At 64.1% G+C, this 20187-nt stretch carries 18 protein-coding genes; 9 read left to right on the forward strand and 9 right to left on the reverse strand.

The annotated features are described in order from the left end of the window. Window positions 1–537: 537 nt before the first annotated feature. From AB4037_RS20740 to AB4037_RS20765, 6 genes are all read right to left on the reverse strand, one after another. Window positions 538–1134, reverse strand: a complete 597-nt coding sequence (locus AB4037_RS20740) for an ATP-dependent Clp protease proteolytic subunit (RefSeq protein WP_434955415.1) — start codon at window positions 1132–1134, stop codon at window positions 538–540. A gap of 10 nt (window positions 1135–1144) precedes the next feature. Further along, window positions 1145–1669 (reverse strand): SRPBCC family protein, encoded by a 525-nt coding sequence (locus tag AB4037_RS20745; protein WP_441772793.1) that lies wholly within the window; start codon window positions 1667–1669, stop codon window positions 1145–1147. Next, a complete protein-coding gene (locus AB4037_RS20750) occupies window positions 1666–1980 on the reverse strand; it encodes an ArsR/SmtB family transcription factor (protein WP_434955417.1) in 315 nt (104 codons plus the stop codon). The genes AB4037_RS20745 and AB4037_RS20750 overlap by 4 nt, the downstream gene beginning before the upstream one ends. A 191-nt stretch (window positions 1981–2171) precedes the next feature. Beyond that, complete coding sequence (gene smc, locus AB4037_RS20755) at window positions 2172–5630, reverse strand: chromosome segregation protein SMC (protein WP_441772794.1); 3459 nt, start codon at window positions 5628–5630, stop codon at window positions 2172–2174. Window positions 5631–5666: 36 nt separating this feature from the next. Next, a complete protein-coding gene (locus AB4037_RS20760; protein WP_434955419.1) occupies window positions 5667–6329 on the reverse strand; it encodes a DsbA family protein in 663 nt (220 codons plus the stop codon). 94 nt (window positions 6330–6423) lie between these two features. Further along, window positions 6424–7008, reverse strand: a complete 585-nt coding sequence (locus AB4037_RS20765) for a DUF721 domain-containing protein (protein ID WP_434955420.1) — start codon at window positions 7006–7008, stop codon at window positions 6424–6426. Between the two features lie 24 nt (window positions 7009–7032). Between AB4037_RS20765 and mutY the strand changes: the two genes are divergently transcribed. Continuing rightward, on the forward strand, window positions 7033–8127 hold the full coding sequence (mutY, locus tag AB4037_RS20770; protein ID WP_441772795.1) for an A/G-specific adenine glycosylase: 1095 nt from the start codon (window positions 7033–7035) through the stop codon (window positions 8125–8127). Window positions 8128–8169: 42 nt separating this feature from the next. On the opposite strand, the gene AB4037_RS20775 is transcribed toward mutY, so the two are convergent. Next, window positions 8170–8847, reverse strand: coding sequence for an aspartate/glutamate racemase family protein (locus AB4037_RS20775; RefSeq protein ID WP_441772796.1), 678 nt, complete (start codon window positions 8845–8847; stop codon window positions 8170–8172). A 2-nt stretch (window positions 8848–8849) separates the two neighbouring features. Further along, window positions 8850–10304: an MFS transporter gene (locus AB4037_RS20780; protein WP_441772797.1), complete on the reverse strand. Its 1455-nt coding sequence runs from the start codon at window positions 10302–10304 to the stop codon at window positions 8850–8852. 199 nt (window positions 10305–10503) lie between these two features. Here AB4037_RS20780 and AB4037_RS20785 point away from each other — a divergent pair, with 199 nt between their 5' ends. The 4 genes from AB4037_RS20785 (at window position 10504) to AB4037_RS20800 (ending at window position 14539) form a co-directional block, all read left to right on the forward strand. Next, window positions 10504–11346: a MurR/RpiR family transcriptional regulator gene (locus AB4037_RS20785; RefSeq protein WP_441772798.1), complete on the forward strand. Its 843-nt coding sequence runs from the start codon at window positions 10504–10506 to the stop codon at window positions 11344–11346. Window positions 11347–11585: 239 nt separating this feature from the next. Then, window positions 11586–12047 (forward strand): DUF4126 family protein, encoded by a 462-nt coding sequence (locus tag AB4037_RS20790; protein WP_441772799.1) that lies wholly within the window; start codon window positions 11586–11588, stop codon window positions 12045–12047. After that, window positions 12044–13426: an FAD-containing oxidoreductase gene (locus AB4037_RS20795; protein ID WP_441772800.1), complete on the forward strand. Its 1383-nt coding sequence runs from the start codon at window positions 12044–12046 to the stop codon at window positions 13424–13426. The genes AB4037_RS20790 and AB4037_RS20795 overlap by 4 nt, the downstream gene beginning before the upstream one ends. 213 nt (window positions 13427–13639) lie before the next feature. After that, window positions 13640–14539 (forward strand): alpha/beta fold hydrolase, encoded by a 900-nt coding sequence (locus AB4037_RS20800; RefSeq protein WP_441772801.1) that lies wholly within the window; start codon window positions 13640–13642, stop codon window positions 14537–14539. A 145-nt stretch (window positions 14540–14684) separates the two neighbouring features. Here the strand turns inward: AB4037_RS20800 and AB4037_RS20805 are convergent, their stop codons facing one another. Continuing rightward, window positions 14685–15644, reverse strand: coding sequence for a MurR/RpiR family transcriptional regulator (locus AB4037_RS20805; protein ID WP_441772802.1), 960 nt, complete (start codon window positions 15642–15644; stop codon window positions 14685–14687). Window positions 15645–15885: 241 nt separating this feature from the next. Between AB4037_RS20805 and AB4037_RS20810 the strand changes: the two genes are divergently transcribed. The 4 genes from AB4037_RS20810 (at window position 15886) to AB4037_RS20825 (ending at window position 20178) form a co-directional block, all read left to right on the forward strand. Beyond that, on the forward strand, window positions 15886–16704 hold the full coding sequence (locus tag AB4037_RS20810) for an ABC transporter ATP-binding protein (RefSeq protein ID WP_441772803.1): 819 nt from the start codon (window positions 15886–15888) through the stop codon (window positions 16702–16704). 10 nt (window positions 16705–16714) lie between these two features. Beyond that, entirely contained in the window at window positions 16715–17557 is an 843-nt protein-coding gene (locus AB4037_RS20815; protein ID WP_434955430.1) for an ABC transporter permease, read from the forward strand. 93 nt (window positions 17558–17650) lie between these two features. Further along, entirely contained in the window at window positions 17651–18835 is a 1185-nt protein-coding gene (locus AB4037_RS20820; RefSeq protein WP_441772804.1) for an ABC transporter substrate-binding protein, read from the forward strand. A 257-nt stretch (window positions 18836–19092) separates the two neighbouring features. Then, entirely contained in the window at window positions 19093–20178 is a 1086-nt protein-coding gene (locus AB4037_RS20825) for a Gfo/Idh/MocA family protein (RefSeq protein ID WP_441772805.1), read from the forward strand. The last annotated feature ends 9 nt before the right edge of the window (window positions 20179–20187 follow it).

Here is a 20187-nt window from a genome sequence, read left to right on the forward strand (position 1 = left end):
GCCAAAGCGTTTTGCGATTTGCCGGAATCGGCAAGAATCGCAAAGACGCGTTGAACCAAAGAATGAGAGCAAAGATGCGCTTACACTCAAACGCGCTTTGCTCCAGGACAAGGCATGGTTGCGGCGTCACATTTGCTCGTGCAGGCCTGCACAAGCCTGCCTTGAAGCCGTCCCGGAGCCGCCACAGATGGGTTGTGGTGGCAAAACGGGGGCGAGAATCAGGAGCTGACAAGCGCAATGCGGCTCATTCAAACGTCATTGGGGGCTTGTGCGAGCTTTGTCGTTAGCGGTTCTCATTTTGACCTATGGCCGGGTCGTCTTGGGAACGCGGACGTCCCCATCCGCATTTTGGAACCGTGGGTAGATACGTGCCGCTGTCATCCCCGGCTGAGCCGCTCTTGAGCGAAGCGAGAGAGGGCGAAGGGAAGGGGATCAAGGGGTTGAAGGGCTCGATCTCTAGCCCCTGGATCCCCTTCCCTCGCTTTGCTCGCCGGGGATGACAGTCCGGAAGCAGTTCACTTATTTCTTCGACATTTTCTAAGCCGCTTCCTGGCGCTCCGATGCGACGTGGTCGACAAGGCCCCAGGCCTGGGCTTCGTCGGCTGACATGAAATTGTCGCGATCCATGGCGGCCTCGACTTCTCTGACGGTCCGGCCGCAATGCTGGGCGTACAGACCGTTGAGACGGGCTCTCGACTTGATGATGTTGTTGGCGTGGATGAGCATGTCGCTGGCCTGGCCCTGATAGCCGCCCGAGGGCTGGTGCACCATGATCGAGGCATTGGGCAGGGCGAAGCGGCGCCCGGCCGTGCCGGCCATCAGGATGAAGGAGCCGAGCGAGAAGGCCGATCCCATGCACAGCGTCGAGACCGGGCTCTTGATGAACTGCATGGTGTCGTAGATGGCAAAGCCGCTGGTCACCGATCCGCCCGGGGAGTTGATGTAGAGCGAGATCTCCTTCTTCGAATTCTCCGCTTCCAGGAACAGGAGCTGTGCGCAGACCAGGGCGGAGACGCCGTCATCGACAGGGCCGTTGATGAAGATGATGCGCTCGCGCAGCAGGCGCGAGAAGATGTCGAAGGCGCGTTCGCCGCGGGTGGACTGCTCCACCACCATGGGGACGAGGGAATTCATGACGAGCTCCTCAGGCGGCGAGAGCCAGTTGCGATCCGATTAGATCGCAACTTTTCTCTGACTCTTTGTTTCGACGTATTTTCTTAATCGAAAAGTCTGCCAACTTTTCTGGAAAATCCTTTGGCAGCATGGTCGGCTGGTTGAGATTGGCGGCGACGGGCCGCAGGACGAAGTTGCTCTGGGTGATGCGCAGCAGCGTGGAGCCTTCGCCATGGGGGGTGAGCTCGAAGGTGACGACGCTGTCGAGGACGCGGTCCTGCATCTTTTCGCTCCAGGCATAGCGCAGTATTTGCGGGGCCTCGGCGGCAAGGAGGCGGCAATCGACCAGTTCGGGCTCTTTCGACTCCCGTCGCGGTGAACGGGGAGCACCCGTCCCGTCCTCGGCCGGCGTCAGCCAGGCGGCGACGTAATCGGGAATGGTGAGGGCACGCCAGACCTTGGCGGGCGGTGCTTCCAGCAGGCTTTCGAAGTGAAGATCGTCCGGCGCTGTCTTGTCCTCCGCGCCTTTGATCGTCGCGTCGCTCAGGATCGTCATTGGTCCATCTCCTTCAGCACGGCCTTGAGCCGGTCGATGCGTCCAGGCCAGAAGCTCGCGTAGCGGTCGACCCAGTCGGCCAGCGGGGCGAGCGCCTGGGGGGCGGCACGGTAATGCACCATGCGACCCTCGCGCCGCTCGGCCACTAGGCCCGCCTCGCGCAGCACGGCCAGATGCTGCGAGATCGCCGGCTGGGAAATCTCGAAGCCGGCCTTGATCTGTGAAACGCTCATCTCGCCGCCCGCCAGCCGTTCGAACACGGCGCGGCGGGTGGGGTCGGCGAGGGCCCGGAAGAGGTTTGTCTGCATCATGCAAAACACATAAGCACTTGCTTATGGATTCGGCAAGAGCAATTCGGAGCCTGGAGGGTCGATCTCCAGATCGACCCTCTTCGCCTTTTTCAGGTACAGCTGTTCTAAGATGGTCGATCAGGAGATCGACCCACCAGTCCTGCCTCGACCGAGGCGCCCTTGGCGCTCGGCAGTCCTGCTATCCCGAACGCCTACACCGCTTCCAGGAACTTCTCGGCTTCGCTCAGATTGACCGAGACGAGTTGGCTGACGCCGCGTTCGGCCATGGTGACGCCGAACAGGCGATTCTGGCGCGACATGGTGATCGGGTTGTGGGTGATGGTGACGAAACGCGTCTCGGTTTCGCGAATCATCGCGTCGAGAAGATCGCAGAAGCGCTCCACATTGGCATCATCAAGCGGCGCATCGACTTCGTCGAGCACGCAGATCGGTGCCGGATTGGTGAGAAACACCGCAAAGATCAGCGCCATCGCCGTGAGGGCCTGCTCGCCGCCCGAGAGCAGGGACAGGGTCTGCGGCTTCTTGCCGGGCGGACGGGCCAGCATTTCCAGGCCAGCTTCGAGGGGATCGTCCGACTCGGTGAGCTGCAACTCGGCCGTGCCGCCGCCGAACAGGGTCTGGAACAGGAGCTGGAAGTGGCCGTTGACCACGTCGAAGGCGGCGAGCAGCCTCTCGCGCCCTTCGCGGTTGAGGCCGGCAATCGCCTGGCGCAGGCGTTTGATGGCCTCGACCAGATCGTCCCGTTCGCTGACGAGGCCATCGAGCTGGGTCTGCACGTCCTTCTGCTCGTCCTCGGCCCTGAGGTTGACGGCGCCAAGGCGCTCGCGCTCGCGCTTGGCGTCCTCCAGCATGCGCTCGACCACGCGCCGATCGGGGATCGGGGCGTCCGGCGCAAGATTGGCGAGCTTCAGGAGGCCCGTCGGCGCGACGTTCAGGGCTTCCGCGATCTCGGCCACGATCTGGGCGCGACGCGCACGCAGGGCGTCGAGCTTTTCTTCCGCGCGCACCTGCTCCTCGCGCGCCTGGCTCAGGGCGACCAGCGCCTCGCGGCCCTGGCGATCGGTCTGGGCCAGACGGGTCTCGGCTTCGGCCAGGCGGTCGGCGGCAATCTTGCGCACTTCTTCCGCCGTCTCGGTTTCCGCGATCAGGCCCCGCCGTCGTGCCGCGAAGACGACCGGGGCATCGTCGAACTCGGCCCGTTCGATTTCCAGTTCGGTCAGGCGGCTGGTCAGCGTCTCGATCTGGGCCGCGCCATTCTCCTGGCGGTCTGTCCAGGACTGGCTTTCCTGTTCGATGGCGGCAAGACGCCGCGAGCGCAACTCGTCCTCGCGTGCCAGCGTCTGGGCCTGGGCGCGCGTCTCGGCCACCACGGCGCGGCCTTCCGCGACGCCATGGCGCAATTCCTGCAGCTGGTCGTTGAGGGCGCTGCCATCGGGCAGTGCCGCCAAAGTCTGTCTTGTCCGCTCGCAGGCCTCGCGCGCCTCGGCAAGATCGCTGCCGAGGCGGTTGCCGGCTTCGTCCAGGGCGGAGAGGCGGCTGGCGAGCTGGGCTGCCTGGCGCTCGGCCGCGACGGCACGCTCGCGCAGCTGGTCGGCCTCGCGGCTGAGGCTGCGCCAGGCGTCGCGCGTGGTGCGCTCGCGCTCAGCGGCCTGGCGCGAGGCGGTCTGCGCCATCTCGGCCTCGCGGCGACGGGGAGCGACGGCATCCCGCGCCTCGAGCGCGCGCTCTTCCAGTTCGGCCAGACGGTTGCGTTCGGCCAGGCGCCGGGCGGCGGGAGAGGGGGCCTCGGCGGCGGCCACGAAGCCGTCCCAGCGCCAAAGATCGCCTTCGCGGCTCACCAGCCGCTGCCCGGCGGCGAGCAGGGCCTTGAGGCGGTGGCCGTCGGCCTTGTCCACGATGCCGATCTGGGCCAGGCGGCGCGCCAGGTTTTCGGGAGCCTGGACGAAGCTCGCCAGAGCCTCGGCTCCGGCGGGCAGAGCCGGGTCGCCGTCAGCGACCGCGGCGCCCGACCAGTGCGCCGGCGCGTCGAGATCGACAGGCGCGTCGATATCCTCGCCGAGGGCGGCGCCGAGCGCCACCTCATAGCCCTTGGCGACCTGGAGGGCATCGGCAATCGGGGGATATTTGGCGCCGGCCGGCGTCAGCACCAGCTTGGCCAGGGTTCGCGCCTCGGTTTCCAGGCGGTTGGCCGTACGCTCGGCGTCCTGGAGAGGCGTTCGCGTGGCGGCTTCGGCCTCGCGCGCCTCGGCATGAACAGCCTCGGCTTCCAGGGCGGCCTGTTCGGCCTGGCTACGGCGCTCCTGCAGCGCGGCAAGTTCAAGCTGCAACGCTTCGGCGACGGCCGTGGCATTGGATCCGGCGCGCAGGGTTTCGCTCTCGCGCCGGATCTCGGCGAGCTGGCGTTCGAGGCGGAGGACCCGTTCCGCGGCCTCGTGCTCGCTGCGTTCGGCCTGGGTGCGCGATGCCTGCAGTTCGGCCAGGGCGCTCTGGGCCTCGCCCATCGCCTTCTCCTGCTCGGCCAGGGCGGCCTCGGCGTCCCGCAACAGGCCAGCGGCCTCGGCGGCACGTTCCCCACTGCCGTCCTGCTCGGCCTTCAAGACGGATGCCTCGGCCCTCAGGCGCTGCAGCATGGTGCCGGCATCCGATATCAGCGATTTTTCGCGGGTGATGTCGGCGCCGGCCTGCTTGATACGGTGGTCGAGCTCGATGCGCCGCTCGCCGGCGCGCCGCTCTTCCTGCTCCAGTTGTTCGCGCGCCAGCACCAGGCGATGCAAAGCGGTGCCGGCGGCATGCTCGGCGTCGCGCAAGGGCGGCATCTCATGGGCGGCGATGGCGGCAAGACGGGCTGTCTCGGCCTGTGCCCGCGTGCGCTCGGCTACGGTGCGGGTATCGAGATCCAGTCGCTTCTCGGCCTCGATCACCAGCCGCCCCGCTTCCTCGAAGGCAATGTGGAAGATGAGGGCCTCGGCCTGCCGGATCTCGTTGGAAAGGCCGCGATAGCGGAAGGCCTGGCGGGACTGGCGCTTCAGGCTGTCGAGCTGGGTCTCGATCTGGGTCAGCACGTCCTCGAGCCGCTCCAGATTGCTTTCGGCCGCCTTCAGCCGCAATTCCGCTTCGTGGCGGCGCGTATGCAGGCCGGAGATGCCGGCGGCTTCTTCGAGGATACGGCGGCGCGACTGCGGCTTGGCGGCAATGAGCTCGGCGATCTGGCCCTGGCGCACCATGGCGGGCGAGCGTGCGCCGGTGGAAGCGTCGGCGAAGATGAGCTGTACGTCGCGGGCGCGCACCTCCCGGCCGTTGATGCGGTAATTGGAGCCGCGATCACGCTCGATCCGGCGGGAGATTTCCAGAATGTCGGCGTCGTTGAAGGCAGCCGGGGCGGTGCGGTCCTTGTTCTCGACCGTCAGCATCACCTCGGCCATGTTGCGCGGCGGCCGGTTGCCGGAGCCGCCGAAGATGACGTCGTCCATCTCGGCGGCACGCAGATTCTTGTGGCTGCTCTCGCCCATCACCCAGCGCAGGGCTTCGACAAGGTTCGACTTGCCGCACCCGTTCGGCCCGACCACGCCGGTCAGACCGGGTTCGATCAGGAAATCCGTCGGTTCGACGAACGACTTGAAGCCGAGAAGCCTGAGCTTGGTTAGTTTCATCCATCACCCCGCAGTCCGGCGGGGCCGGGACTGCTTTCAGGATTTGAGGAACGGATCGACGATCTTGGAGAACTCGTCGACCGTGATCTCGCCGCCCTTCCTGATACCGTTGATGAAGAAGGTCGGCGTGCCATCGATACCGAAAGCCGAAGAACCACGCTCCTTCACGGCATTTACGCCAGCATAGAGCGCCTGGTCTTTCAAGCAGGCCTGGAACTGTTCCTGTGTAAAACCGGACTGCTTGGCAATGCCGAACAGGGCGGGAAGCACCTGCTTGGCGTCATTGACGAACGCCCAGCTCTCCTGCTGCGAGAACAGGACGTCGAGCATGGTGTAATATTTCTCCGGCGGCGCATCCTTGGCCACGCAGCGCGCCAGCATGAAGGCAGCGGTGGCGCGCGGGTCGAGCGGGAACTCGCGCATCGTCCACAGCACCTTGCCGGTGTCGATATATTTTTCCTTGATCCCCGGGAACACGTCCTTGGCGAAGCGGGCGCAATGGGGGCAGGTCATCGAGGCATATTCATAGACCTTCACCGGTGCATCCGGCTTGCCGAGCGCGATATCGGGGATGGGGCCGGGAACGGCCAACTCGAGGAGGCTGACCTTGTCGTCGGCCGCGAGGGCGGGCAGGGCCGCAAGCGCCGGACTCGCCGCAAGGGCTGCGATCAGGGTACGGCGGGAAAGCATCGGGCTCATCGGCGACTCATGTCCTTCATCATTGCGCGTTCGCGCACTCTATCTGTGCGGTACTTGAGCCTTGCAATTATGGCAACAGGCAGACCGGCCACCTTCACGTAGCTGTGACCGGTTTGGCACGGCGAGGCGTGCCGCGAACCTGCCGCCCCAGCCGTTCCAGGGCCTCGCGCAAGCCGGGGTTCTCGATGCCGCTGAGATCGTCAGCCAATTGACGGGAGGCTTCGGGAGGCAAATCGGGAATTTTTGGCCTCTCCCGCGGCGCCGGATGGTCCACCGGCCCCTGCTTGAGGCGCAGCTTGCCGATACAGCGCCAGCCGAAAACGGCGTTGATGCGTTCGATGATCTGGCTGGCCGACATCTCGACCTCGAGCGCGAAGGCGCTCTCGACCCGCAGGATCAGGGTCGCGGCGGCAGGAGCGGTATCGGACGCTTCGCCTTTGGGGCGGGGTGGCCATTGGATCTTCACGGGCAGCGAATGGGCCGAGAGCCGGGCGCCGACAATATCCGGCCAATGGCCGATGATGTCGGCCGTGGCGAAGCCACGCGCCTTGAGGGCGTCGGCCAGGGCCGGTCCGACGAGATCCGCGAAGGGGCGGGCCGACCTTCGCTTGAAGGGGGCCTGCTGTGGAGACGCTCTGGGTTGAGGCGCTTTGGGTTGAGACTTGGGCTTGTTGATCATGGTCGATCTGTGGAATGAGGAGCCATGCTTAATGGTGTCGCTCCCGAGGTCAAGTCCGCAGAAGGCTCGCATGCCCAAGCCCTGCACGCAGAAGCCCTGCTCGTCTGGTATGACAGGCATCGAAGGCGGCTGCCCTGGCGTGCGCTTCCCGGCGAGAAGGCCGATCCTTATCGCGTCTGGCTTTCCGAGATCATGCTGCAGCAGACCACGGTGAAGACCGTCGGCCCTTATTTCCAGGCTTTTCTGGCACGCTGGCCCACGGTCGACGCCATGGCTGGAAGCGACGAGGAGGATATCCTCAAGGCCTGGGCCGGGCTCGGCTATTATTCGCGCGCCCGCAATCTCCATGCCTGCGCCCGTTTCGTTAGCGGGAAGCTGGGCGGGCACTTTCCCGACACGGTCGAGGGCCTCAGGCAATTGCCGGGAATCGGGGCCTATACGGCGGCGGCCGTTGCCGCTATCGCCTTCGACCGACGTGCGGCCGTGGTCGACGGCAATGTCGAGCGGGTGGTCACCCGGCTCGAAGCGCTGGAGACGCCGCTGCCGCAGGCCAAGCCTCGGATTGCCGAAATCGTCGACGGCATGACGCCGGCCGACAGGCCCGGCGATTTTGCGCAGGCCATGATGGATCTGGGGGCGACGATCTGCACCCCGAAACGCCCGGCTTGCGGCCTCTGCCCCTATTTGCCCTTCTGCCGGGCACGCCGGGAAGGGACGCAGGAAAGCTTCCCGCGCAAGGCCCCCAAGCCCAAGCGCCCCCTGCGCAAGGGGGCAGCCTTCTGGATCGTCAGGCCGGATGGCTGGGTGCTGGTGCGCAAGCGCCCCGACAAGGGACTGCTCGGCGGCATGACGGAAATTCCCTCCAGCGTGTGGAGCGAAGACTTCGATTCGGCCACGGCGGTCAACCACGCGCCGCTCAAGGCAAAATGGCGCAGGCTGACGGGCGAAGTGAGCCATGGTTTCACCCATTTCGAGCTTGCCGTCAGCGTCTATGCCGCCGATGCCCTGCTGAGTACCAAGGCGCCGGCCGATTGCCGCTGGGTTCGTCTTGATGACCTCGATGGCGAAGCCCTGCCGACGGTGATGCGCAAGATCGTGGCGCTGGCGCGGGGGAACTAGCGGCTGTAGCCCGAGAAGATCGGCACGCCGTCTTGTTGCCGGTCAGTTCCGAGGCCTGCCGCCATTCTCGATCGCGGCGATCATCAGATCCACCGCCGATCCGATGGGCGCGATGATGGGGATGTCGAACTGGGTGCGCAGATATTCCGCCGCTTCGCCCAGCGGCCCACCGCCGATGATGACCGCTTTGGCTCCGTCTTCGATGCACAGCCTCACCGCGGTTGCCAGCTCGCTGCGCAGGCGTTCTGCATCATCGGCCAGCTTGACCGGGTCACCCGGCGTGCAGCGTATGCCGGTATAGAGGTGCTGAAGCCCCAGGCTTGCCGCACGCGCGGCGATTGCTTCGGCGAGATCCGGCGTGACGGTGGCGACGCCGAATTTCCGCCCGCCCTGCGAGGCGTCGATCATGGATGCCTCGCAAATGCCCATGACCGGCACTTGCAGGCTTTCCTGCAGATGGACGACACCCGGATCGCCATAGGCACTGACGATGATGCCGATGCAGCCCGTGTCCTGCGCGCGGCCGATCTCGATGACCTGGCTTGCCGAAGCGGCAAGCTGAGTTTCGTTGACGATCATCGAGGGGCTGCGGGTTGCCGTGGCGGCTTCCAGTCGAAGCCGCCCATCGGCCTTGCGACGGGCAATGGCCAGCATCATCCCCGTGGTCGCTTCCGAACTGTTGGGATTGATCAATAGGACATGGGGGGACGATGCTTGCATTGTCAGGCCTGTTCTCTGGCGGTTTTGGTAAAATCGACGGTCGGGGTTTCGGGTTCGGCCGGCTGGGTCAGGTCTTCCATGGAGCGGCCATAGGTTTCGGGCCCGAGCTGAATGCAGAAGGCGAAGACCGCATACATCGAGGCGGCGAGACCGAAAATGCCGAGCATGCCCAGATGGTCGAACAGGTAGCCAGCCACGGTCGGCACGATCGAGCCTGCGGCCGAGCCGCTTGCCAGGATCAACGCCACGCCGAAGCCGCGAATACGGGTCGGATAGAGTTCGGGCGCATAGATCCAGATCGAGGTGTTGAGCAGCAGCACGAAGAACTGGAAGAGCGCGCCGAAGAACAGCACCAGATAGAGACTGGTCCCCAGATAGACGATGGCCAGCGCCGCCGCGCAGGCGCAGACCGAACCGATGCTCAGGACCCTCTTGCGCGGGAAATAATAGCCGAACATCGAGGCGGTGATCGCCCCCAGCACGCTGCCGCTCTGGATGATCATGCTGAAGAGCAGGCTGCCGGAGAGCGTGTGGCCCATCGACATGAAGATCATCGGCATGAGGGTGAGCACGGAAAGCTGCGCCCCGTAGCTCATCAGGATCGCGATCGCCACCGGAATGGTGCGTCCGAGATAGGGCGCCCGGAACAGCTCTCTCCAGCTGCTTTTCGCAGGCTGGTCGCTGCCGTCTTCGGGTTTCGACAGATATTCCTTGATCCGCAATTCCTTCGGCCGCAGCGAACCGGAGGCAAGAATGGAAAGCACCTTGTTGGCTTCGTCGATCTTGCCCTGAGAGGCGAGAAAGCGCGGTGTTTCCGGAACGTAGCGGCGGAAGAACACGACGAGGAAGGCCGGGATCGCCAGCATCCCGAAGAGCCAGCGCCAGGCATCTTCGCCTGCGAACAGGGTGAAGATCACGAGCCCGAATGCCGGAGCGAGGAAATTCCCGAAGCCGCCGGCGCCGACATTGACCAGGCCTGCCGCCGTGCCGCGGAATTTCGGCGAGCAGAACTCGGCGAGCATGGTGACGGCCGTGGAGATTTCACCGCCGACGCCAAAGCCGACGATGGCGCGCGCCATGCAAAGCACCGCGAAACTCGGTGCAAGCGCACAGAGCGCGGACCCAAGCGTGAACAGCAGCAGATTGATGGTCAGCATGACGCGGCGGCCATAACGATCACCGAGGATGCCGGAGAGGAGGCGGCCCGCGGCCGCACTTGCAAAGGTGATGGTGTTCAGGAAACCGATGTCGGCGCCGGTGAGGCTCCATTGCGTCTTCAGCATCGGCGCGACCAGCCCGATGGTGTTCTGCTCGAAGGCGTCGAACAGACATCCGATCAGAATGAGCGCGAGAATTTGCTTGTGCGCCGTGGTGACGCCGATCGTCCCCAGTGCCTGTTCCATCTGCTTTTGAACCGGCGACGATGCGCCGGATGGGATCATCTGTTCCCCTGCCATGGCGATTAAATCCTCTGGATGATGTTTTTGAAATTATTTTTTCACAATTAAACTCAAAGAAAATATTTTTACAATTGGTATTTTTGGTCTCTTGCTCAAGGCACAATTTGTGAGGATCCGAGGTGATATGATTGTACAAACGGTCAAAATCTCCTAGTGCTCGGAATGTCCTGAAAAATAGATTTCAGCAGCCTCGGCCATGCAGTCTTCCGAAAGATCATTCCTGACCCGCGTGCGGGACGTCCTCGACGAGCTTCCGCCGGCCGAACGCCGGCTCGGGGAATTCGTGTGTGATTTTCCCGGCGAACTGGCGAGCTATTCGGCATCGGAGCTGGCGGCCTTGGCTCATGTCTCCAATGCCACCGTGACGCGGTTCGTGCGTCGCCTGGGCTACGAGACCTATGAGGAATCGCGCCGCCACGTGCGCCAGGAGAGGCAGACCGGGTCACGGCTGTTTCTTTCCAATGCGGCTGACGCTGCCGCCGGCCAGTCGCTTTCCAGCCATGTCGGCCAGGCCATCGCCAATCTGGAACAGACCTTTCTGTCGATCCGCGAAGCCCAGATCGATGCGGTGGTGGAGGCCATGCTGGGCGCACGCAGGACCTGGGTCGTGGGCTTTCGCTCCAGCCAGCCCTTTGCCGCCTATCTGCAATGGCAGATGCTGCAGGTCATCGACAACATCGTCGCCATTCCCGGCCCGGGCCAGACGCTCGGCGAATATCTGGCGAGCATCGCCACGGAGGACATGGTGGTGGTTTTCGCCTTACGCCGCCGCATTGCCAGGCTGGACGACATCCTGGCGGCCATTGAAAAGCGGGGCGCCAAGCTGCTCTATATCACCGACGAGGGCGCGCCTCTGCGTTCCTCTGCGCAGTGGCATTTCTACTGCCAGACCTTGGCGCCCGGCCCTTTGTTCAACCACACGTCGGTGATGGCGCTGTGCCATCTGCTCACCACCCGCGCCATCGAGAAGGCTGGCGCTGCCGGGCGCAGGCGCCTGCGCGACATAGAAACCTACGGTGACGCGCTCGATGAGCTGTAGCGGCTTTGTCACAGCCGGGCTTAACCCGGCAATCCAACCCCTCGGCCACCAGGGCATGTGGCTTGTGGATAGCCGGGTTAAGCCCGGCTGTGACAAAGGTAGCGCCAGCTCGAAGATGCTTGAGTGAACGGCGTCGGCTGCCAGTGCAGTGTGGTGCCGCGACGTCGGCGCTCCAAAACCCTATTGCCTTTATACCATCCTACCACCAGCATGAGGGCTCATCGGCATAAGGGGGCTGCATGTCGTTGTTTGGCGCTTTTCTGATCGGCGTGGTCGCGGGACTGCGCACCTTCACCGCTCCTGCAGCCGTGAGTTGGGCCGCCTATCTGGGGTGGCTGCCGTTGGATGGCACGTCGCTGGCCTTTCTTGGCCATCCCGTCACGCCCTATGTCTTCACCGTGCTGGCCCTGTTGGAATTCGTCGGCGACCAGCTGCCCTCGACGCCCAGCCGCAAGGTGCCGATGCAGTTCGGCGCCCGCCTCGTCAGCGGTGCCTTCAGCGGAGCGGCGATCGGCCTCGCCTCCGGATCCTGGCTGACCGGCCTCGTCGCCGGCCTAGCCGGTGCTGTCGTCGGCACGCTGGGCGGCCATGAGTTCCGCCGCCGCCTGGCGCTCGCCTTCGGGCGGGACCTGCCGGCCGCCTTGATCGAGGACGTGGTTGCGGTCCTCGGGGCGCTCCTGGTCGTCAGGGCATTGCTATGAGCACACAGTTCGACGCCATCATCATCGGCGCGGGCCAGGCCGGGCCGTCCCTGGCTGGCCGGTTCAGTGCGGCGGGGCAGCGGGTTGCCATCATCGAGCGCAAGCATGTCGGCGGAACCTGCGTCAACACCGGCTGCATGCCGACCAAGACCCTGGTGGCTAGCGCCTATGCCGCCCATCTCGCGCGCCGCGCCGACGATTATGGCGTGGTGCTGAATGGTCATGTCGGCGTCGACATGAAGAAGGTCTGGACCCGCAAGCAGGCGGTTACCATGAATGCGCGCACCGGGCTGGAGGACTGGCTCGGCGGCATGCCGGGCTGCAGGCTGATCCGGGGCCATGCCCGCTTCACCGGCTCCCATGAGATCGAGGTCGATGGCGAGCGGCTGAGCGCGCCGAAGATCTTCCTTAATGTCGGCGGGCGCGCTTTGGTGCCCGACATGCCGGGGCTTGATGGCATCGACTATCTCACCAACACCTCGATCGTGGAGCTCGCTACGCTGCCGGAGCATCTCATCGTGATCGGCGGCAGCTATATCGCGCTGGAATTTGCGCAGATGTATCGCCGTTTCGGCTCGCAGGTCACGGTGATCGAGCGCGGGCCAAGGCTGACCTCGCGGGAAGACCCCGATATTTCCGACGCCATCCGCGACATCCTGACCAAGGAAGGCATCGATATTCGCCTGGAGGCGACGAACTTGTCCTTTGCCCGTGAGGGTGGCGGCTTTGCCGTCACCGTGGCGGGGGAGGGGCAAAGCCCCGCTCGGATATCAGGCTCGCATGTGCTGGTTGCCGTCGGCCGGGTGCCCAACACCGACGATCTCGGCTTGGACAAGGCGGGCGTACACACCGATGCGCACGGTTATGTCACCGTCGACGATGAGCTTCGCACCAATGTCGAGGGGATCTGGGCTCTCGGCGATTGCAACGGCAAAGGCGCCTTCACCCATACCTCCTACAACGACTACGAGATCGCCGCCGCCAATCTGTTCGATGCCGATCCGCGCCGGGTGAGCGATCGGATCACCGCCTATGCCCTCTATATCGATCCGCCGCTCGGACGCATCGGCATGACGGAGGAGGAGGTGCGCCGCTCCGGGCGCAAGGCCCTGATCGGCAAGCGGCCGATGACACGGGTCGGCCGGGCGGTCGAGAAGGGCGAGACGCAGGGCTTCATGAAGGTGATCGTCGATGCCGAAAGCCATGCCATCCTCGGCGCGGCCATCCTTGGTGTCGGCGGCGACGAGGTCGTCCATGGCCTGCTCGACGCAATGTATGCCAAGGCGCCCTATGCCACCATCCAGCGCGCCGTGCACATCCATCCGACCGTCTCGGAACTGGTGCCGACCATGATCGGCGAGCTGCAGCCGCTGGTGTAGCGGCAGGACGCCGCTGGAGACGTCAGGGTATCTTCGCGCAGACAGTCGTTCAATATTACACGGGTAATATTGACGCAGATGTTTTATCCGGGTAATAAATGGATGTGGGAGTTCGTCGTGCCGATTGCGCGCTCGACCCCTCCCTCTCCAAACCTAGCGCGGCCTTCGATGGTCATTGGTTGCAGCTAGGAAGATCCGGACGGAATACGGCCTATGAACAGTGTGAAAGCCAACGCCATCGACCTGGCCTATGACAGCTTCGGCGACGAGGCCGGCGAAGCGATGCTTTTGATCGCCGGCCTCGGGACGCAGATGATCCACTGGACGGTTCCGTTTTGCGAGGAGCTGGCGACACGGGGCTATCGTGTGATCCGTTTCGACAACCGGGACGCCGGCTACTCGACGCATTTCAGTCAATGCGTCCCGCCGGATTTTGGCGCGCTGGCGGCTATGCTCGCGGCGGGGCGGCGGCCGGACGTTCCCTATACTCTTTACGACATGGCAGCGGACGCAACGGGCCTGCTCGATGCCCTCTCCATCGACCGGGCGCATGTCGTCGGCCGGTCGATGGGCGGGATGATTGCGCAGATCATGGCGAGCGAGCATCCCGAGCGAGTGCTGTCGCTCACCTCGATCATGTCGAGCACCGGCAATCCGAGCCTTCCGCAGGCAGCCCCGGACGTCATGGCGATGATGATGCGCCCGGCACCCGATCCTGTCACGAATCATGCGGGATTTCTGTCGCACAGCCTCGCCTTCAGACGCCGCATCGCCGGCACGGGCTATCCGTTTGATGAAAAAGCCCATCGCGCTCTCGTTCTGGAAGAGGTCCAACGCGCCTATGATCCCGGCGGTACCGGGCGGCAGATCGCCGCGATGGCCGTGATCGGCGATCGTCGTTCGCGCTTGGCAACGATCACCGTGCCTAGCCTCGTAGTGCATGGGGTTGATGATCCGCTCATCCTCCCCGCTTGTGGCAGGGACACTGCCACGTCGATCCCGAACGCGGACTTCATGCTGGTCGACGGCATGGGGCATGATCTGCCGCCCGCATTGTATCAGATGGTTGTCGATGCGATTGGCAGGACGGCTCGCCGGGCATCCAACGGCTAAAACACCTCTGATGGGTCGCGCCGCGGCAAGGGGCGCGAGACCCTATGAACCGCCGTCGGCTTCCGAAGCTTTTCCTCATCGCTTCCACTCACAAGCGAGCGCAGTGAGGATATGCGGGGGTGACAGAGTGCTATCCGCACAGCCGCTAATCCCCCAAGGGCTCCATCTCCTTGCCGGCGCGGCGGATCTGCACATTGTATTTGATGCGGCGCAGTGTCTCGCGGGCCGAACCGCCGAGCTTATAGCCGGTGGCGGTGGCCATCAGGTCGATCAGGGTCAAGAAGGCAAAGCGCAGGGCCGTGGGCTTGAGGGTGTCGGGGAATTCGGGCACGGCCACGGTCAGCCTTACGTCGCAGGCGCGGGCGAGATCGGTGTCGGGTGCGGTGACGCAGATGGCAGCGGCCCGGTACTGGCGGGCGATCTCGACTGCTTCGACGACCTCGCGCGTGCGTCCGGTTGCAGAGATCGCGATCACCACGTCCCTCGGCTTCAGGGTCGAGGCCGTCATGCGCATGACATAGGGGTCGCAATGGGCCGATACCGCGACGCCATAGCGGAACAGACGATATTGGGTCTCCTGGGCCAAGGCGGAGGCGCTGCCGCCGAGGCCGAAGACGGCGATCTGGCGAGCGCCGGCGATGAGATCTGCCGCCTTCTGCAGTTCGGCAGGATCGAGCTGGCGCTCGGTCTCCTGGATGGCGCGATGGGCCTCGCCGAACACGGCACTCCAGTAGGGCAGCTCAGGTGCCTGGTGGCCGGCATCGGTGCCCGGCTTGCCGAGATAAAGCGCGCCGACCACCAGGCTCTGGGCTAGGCGCAGCTTGAAATCCCTGACGCCCTCGCAACCGATGGCGCGGCAGAATCGGGTGACGGTGGGCTCGCTGACCCCGGCGCGCCTGGCCAATTCACCATTGGAGGCGGCAATGGCAGCCTCGACATCGTCAAGCACCACGTCGGCCACGCGCCGTTCCGCCGGACGCAGGTCGCGATAGCCGTCCTTAACCAGGGAAATGATATCGGGGATATGGGTCACGCGCTCGGCAACGCCGCCGCCCGGCTCGCTTGCCTTGCTGCGCGGGGAGGTCCGCATCCTGCCCTGGCTCATGAGGCGTTTCTCCCTAAGCTTCAAGGCCCGCCGGCGACGGCAGGCAAGCGGCCCATGTAGGAAAGTAACACAACCTTCATTTTGCAATAACACAAGATAATTCCGATAGATAGAAGGCATATCGGCTCACTGGTCTTGCAATGGTCCTACCATATGCTTGACACTAAAGTAGGATAGTTACACAGTGCCGCCTGCGATGAGATGGCCCTTGAGGGCCACGGCGCATTCTCCGAGGGATGGAATGAAAACGGGGCTGGCATCACACCCGAAGCTTGCCGTGCGGGAGGCAAGCAAGGTCTATCACACGGCTTCGGGCGATCTCGTTGCGCTGGACCGCTGCAACATCGACATTCAGGCCAATCAGATCATCTCCATCGTCGGGCCCTCGGGCTGCGGCAAGACCACTTTGCTGTGGTCGATGTCGGGGCTTCACCGCCTGTCGAGCGGCGAAATCAGGCTGGACGGCAAGGCCATCACCGGCCCGCATCCCGATATCGGCCTCGTCTTCCAGGAAGCGAACCTGCTGCCCTGGCGCAATCTCGATGCCAACATCGCCTTTCCCTTCGAGATCAAGGGCACTCGGCCCGACCGGGCCTGGATCGAGCATCTCCTGCAGCGTGTCGGCCTTGCCGGCTTCGGCGGCAAGTTCCCGCGCGAGCTCTCCGGCGGCATGCAGCAGCGGGCGTCCATCGTACGCGCTTTATCGCTCAAGCCCTCGGTTTTGCTGATGGACGAGCCTTTCGGTGCTCTCGACAGCTTCACCCGCGAGGAGATGAACGGGTTGGTGGAAGAGATCTGGCTCGATAGGCCGACCACCATCGTCTTCATCACCCACAGCATCGAGGAGGCCATCTTCCTGTCGGACCGGGTGATCGTGATGAGCGCCAGGCCCGGCCGGGTGGCGAGGGAATATCAGGTACCGTTTGCGCGTCCGCGCTCCCTGGAAATCATGGCCACCAAGGAAGTCTTCGACCTTCAGAACGCCATCAAGCTGGACATCGTGGGCGGCCGCGCCAGCCAGACGCAGGTGCCGCTGCGCAGCGCCATGGCTGCAAGCTGAGGACATTGCCGTGAGTGACGCCGTTCCCCAATTTTCCAAAGCCAGCTCCGGCGACGGCCGGGATGTCAGCCTCACCAATCTGTCGGCCTTTTCCTCGGGGCCCGGCATCAAGTCCGGCTTCGAGATCGCCGCGATCGTCGCGGTCGCCGTGATCCTGATCGGCGGCGCCGAGCTCGCGCTCAGGCTGTTCAAGGTGCCGCTCTACATCATGCCGCCGCCGAGCGCGATCGTCACGGCGCTGTTCACCGAATTCCCGCTGATCCTGCCGCATCTCGGCTACACGCTGGTGGAACTGGGCGGTGGCTTTGCCATCGGTGCCTGCATCGGCCTGATCCTGGCTGCGGTGATCACCCAGTTCCCCTTCGCCGAGAAGATCATCGCGCCCTACATCCTCCTGCTGGTCACCACGCCGATGCTGGCTTTGGTGCCGCTGCTCATCCTGCGCTTCGGCTTCGGCTATACGCCGAGGATCATCGCGGTGGCGCTGGCCGCCGGCCCGATGGTGATGATCAACGCCGCAACCGGCTTCCGGCGGGTGGACAATGCCAAGATCGCGCTCGCTCGGTCCTATGGCGCCTCGACGCTGCAGATCTTCTGGAAGATCCGGGCACCGATGGCTTTGCCGATGATCCTGGTCGGCCTGATGATCGGTGCCATTTTCGGCCTGCTGACGGCTGTCGGAGCCGAAATGGTCGGCGGCGGCTTCGGGCTCGGCAACCGGCTGACGACATATTCCTCCATGATCCAGATGCCGCAATTCTTCGCGGTGGTGCTGGTGCTCTCCATCCTCGGCATCCTGATCTATGTGCTGTTCTTCCTGATCGGCAAGAAGTGGGCAAGCTGGGAAGCCTGAGCAGGAAAGCCAACGATAGCAAAGCGATAGAACGAAAAGACCACTCACCATTCGAACTGCCGGAAACAGGCAGGGCCCAACCGGAGGAAAGCCGTGACGAAGAACGAGAGCGCATCGACGAGGCCAAAGAGTGTAGAGCCTGGCATCAGCCGGCGCTATTTCCTGCAGGTGGGGGCCGGCGGCCTGGTGACGGCGACGGCCCTCGGCGCCTCCGGCCTGCTGACACCGGCGCGGGCCGCGGCCTATGAGAAGTTCACCTGGATCTCGCCGCGCGGCACGCTGGAAGTGCTCGACGACTATCCCTATTGGGCGGCGAAGAAGGCGGGTTACTTTGGCGATCTCGCCACCGACATGCAGCCCGGCCCTTCCGACGGCACGGCGACGGTGAAATTCGTCGATGTCGGCCAGGCCGATATGGGTTTCCCGTCCCCGGGCGTGTTCTCCTTCGCCATTCAGAACGGCATGAAGCTCAAATCCGTGTTCCATATGGGCGCGCGCGACACCTTCAGCTTCGCTTTCCGCAAGGGGGAGGGCACCAAGGATCTCAAGACGCTGGAAGGCAAGACCATCCTGCTCGGCTCAGCCGCCTGGCAGGCGATCACCGATCCGCTGCTCGCCGCCCAGGGCGTCGATGTCAAGAAGGTGAAATATGTCGAGGCCGGCTGGCCGACCTGGGGCACGGCGCTGGCCGGCGGGCAGGGCGACGCCGCCCTGTCCTGGGAAGGGCTCAGGGCGGAATGGATCGCCAAGGGCCTCAGCTTCGACTACTGGCTCGGGGTCCAGCATTCGAAATTCCCGGCCAATACCTTCGTGGTGCGCAGCGCCGATCTCGAGGATCCCGATCGCAAGGTCTTCCTGGAGAAATATCTGCGCGGCTGGGCCATGGGCCTGGAGTTCGGCTACCAGAATCCGCGGGCGGCCGTTGAGGCGGTGTTCGAGCAGTTCCCGACGCTCGCCAGCAATCTCGGCCCGGAGCTCGGCACCACCTCGATCCTGCAGCAGGTCAACGTCTTCCGTGGCGACATGGACAAGCGCGGCGGCTGGGGCTGGCACGACATGACAAGCTGGCAGGCCTTCTTCGACCAGATCCATAAGATCGGCCAGATCTCCGCGCCGGTTAAGGCGGAGGACGTGCTCACCAACGACCTCATCAAGCCGGCCAATGATTTCGACAAGGCCAAGGTCAAGGCCGACGCAGACGGCGCCAAGCTTTCGGACGGCTTTGCCAAGGTCGACGTCGAGAAGATCAAGGCGAATCTGTTTAACGGAGCCCTGTAGGGGGAATGCGGGTCCACTTAAGGAGGTAATGCTGCGATTTGTCATAGCCGGGCTTGACCCGGCTATCCAGGAGCCACACGCGCAAACGGTTTGGGGCTGGATTGCCGGGTCAAGCCCGGCAATGACAAAGGTCGCGCAAGCTCCAAGACGCTCAAGTGAACCGCATCAGCCCTCTGAGGGGTGCTTTGCAAACATTTGAAATCCGGCGCGGATCCCGGTCCGCGTCGGACTATGTGATTGGTATTGGGGGAGGGCGCATGTCCGACAAGGTTAGGATTCTCGTGGTGGGGCTCGGCAATATGGGAGCCTCCCATGCCAGCGCCTATCATCGCAATGATGGTTTCGAGATCGTCGGCATCATGAGCCGCTCGATCAAGTCGAAGCCCGTACCGGCCGAACTCGCCGGCTACCCGCTGTTCGAGGACTTCGATACCGCACTCAGGGAAACCAGGCCTGATGCCGTCTCGATCAACAGCTGGCCGAACACCCATGCCGAATATGCGCTGAAGGCGATCGAGGCAGGCTGCCACGTCTTCATGGAAAAGCCGATCGCTACCACGATCGAGGACGCGGAGAAGGTGGTCGCCGCTGCTCGTGCCAAAAATCGCAAGCTGGTGCTGGGCTATATCCTGCGCGTGCACCCCTCCTGGGTGAAGTTCATCGAGATGGGCCGGACCCTGGGCAAGCCGTTGGTGATGCGCCTCAATCTCAACCAGCAGAGCAGCGGCCCGGCCTGGCACTGGCACAAGAACCTGATCGATTCGCTAATCCCGATCGTCGATTGCGGCGTGCATTATGTCGATGTGATGTGCCAGCTCACCGGCGCCAAACCGCTGCGCGTGCATGGCATCGGCGCCAAGCTCTGGCAGGAGGCGGCCCAGCAGAATTACGGCCATCTGCACGTCACCTTCGACGATGGTTCCGTCGGCTGGTACGAGGCGGGCTGGGGGCCGATGATGAGCGAGATCGCCTATTTCGTGAAGGACGTCATCGGGCCGGAAGGGGCCGTATCCATCGTTGCCGGCCAGACCGAGAGCAGCAAGCAGGGCGAAGAACTCTCCGATTCCGCCGACATCGATCGCCACACCAAGACCGACGCCATCAAGATCCACTACGCCAAGGTCGACGCCGACAAGAACTTCGCCAAGCCGGACGAGATCTTCAGCATGGAGGACGAACCGGGCCATCAGGAATTGTGCGATCGCGAGCAGGCCTATTTCCTGCGTGCGATCCGCGAGGACCTCGATCTCACCGAATCCATGGCGGCCGCAGTGAACAGCTTACGCATCGTGCTGGCGGCCGAGCAGAGCATCCGGGAACAGCGGGCGATCGAAATCGGCTGACGGTGTTCG

The sequence above is a fragment of the Labrys sp. KB_33_2 genome (assembly GCF_052114505.1).
Lineage (GTDB): Bacteria > Pseudomonadota > Alphaproteobacteria > Rhizobiales > Labraceae > Labrys.

What these genes read in the sequence shown, in the direction of transcription:
- mutY (WP_441772795.1), top strand. Translation starts at nt 7,033, where the DNA reads ATGCTTAATGGTGTCGCTCCCGAGGTCAAGTCCGCAGAAGGCTCGCAT.
- AB4037_RS20800 (WP_441772801.1), top strand. Translation starts at nt 13,640, where the DNA reads ATGAACAGTGTGAAAGCCAACGCCATCGACCTGGCCTATGACAGCTTC.
- AB4037_RS20760 (WP_434955419.1), bottom strand. Translation starts at nt 6,329, where the DNA reads ATGAGCCCGATGCTTTCCCGCCGTACCCTGATCGCAGCCCTTGCGGCG.
- AB4037_RS20745 (WP_441772793.1), bottom strand. Translation starts at nt 1,669, where the DNA reads ATGACGATCCTGAGCGACGCGACGATCAAAGGCGCGGAGGACAAGACA.
- AB4037_RS20795 (WP_441772800.1), top strand. Translation starts at nt 12,044, where the DNA reads ATGAGCACACAGTTCGACGCCATCATCATCGGCGCGGGCCAGGCCGGG.
- AB4037_RS20790 (WP_441772799.1), top strand. Translation starts at nt 11,586, where the DNA reads ATGTCGTTGTTTGGCGCTTTTCTGATCGGCGTGGTCGCGGGACTGCGC.
- AB4037_RS20750 (WP_434955417.1), bottom strand. Translation starts at nt 1,980, where the DNA reads ATGATGCAGACAAACCTCTTCCGGGCCCTCGCCGACCCCACCCGCCGC.
- smc (WP_441772794.1), bottom strand. Translation starts at nt 5,630, where the DNA reads ATGAAACTAACCAAGCTCAGGCTTCTCGGCTTCAAGTCGTTCGTCGAA.
- AB4037_RS20805 (WP_441772802.1), bottom strand. Translation starts at nt 15,644, where the DNA reads ATGAGCCAGGGCAGGATGCGGACCTCCCCGCGCAGCAAGGCAAGCGAG.
- AB4037_RS20785 (WP_441772798.1), top strand. Translation starts at nt 10,504, where the DNA reads ATGCAGTCTTCCGAAAGATCATTCCTGACCCGCGTGCGGGACGTCCTC.
- AB4037_RS20780 (WP_441772797.1), bottom strand. Translation starts at nt 10,304, where the DNA reads ATGGCAGGGGAACAGATGATCCCATCCGGCGCATCGTCGCCGGTTCAA.
- AB4037_RS20810 (WP_441772803.1), top strand. Translation starts at nt 15,886, where the DNA reads ATGAAAACGGGGCTGGCATCACACCCGAAGCTTGCCGTGCGGGAGGCA.
- AB4037_RS20740 (WP_434955415.1), bottom strand. Translation starts at nt 1,134, where the DNA reads ATGAATTCCCTCGTCCCCATGGTGGTGGAGCAGTCCACCCGCGGCGAA.
- AB4037_RS20765 (WP_434955420.1), bottom strand. Translation starts at nt 7,008, where the DNA reads ATGATCAACAAGCCCAAGTCTCAACCCAAAGCGCCTCAACCCAGAGCG.
- AB4037_RS20775 (WP_441772796.1), bottom strand. Translation starts at nt 8,847, where the DNA reads ATGCAAGCATCGTCCCCCCATGTCCTATTGATCAATCCCAACAGTTCG.
- AB4037_RS20825 (WP_441772805.1), top strand. Translation starts at nt 19,093, where the DNA reads ATGTCCGACAAGGTTAGGATTCTCGTGGTGGGGCTCGGCAATATGGGA.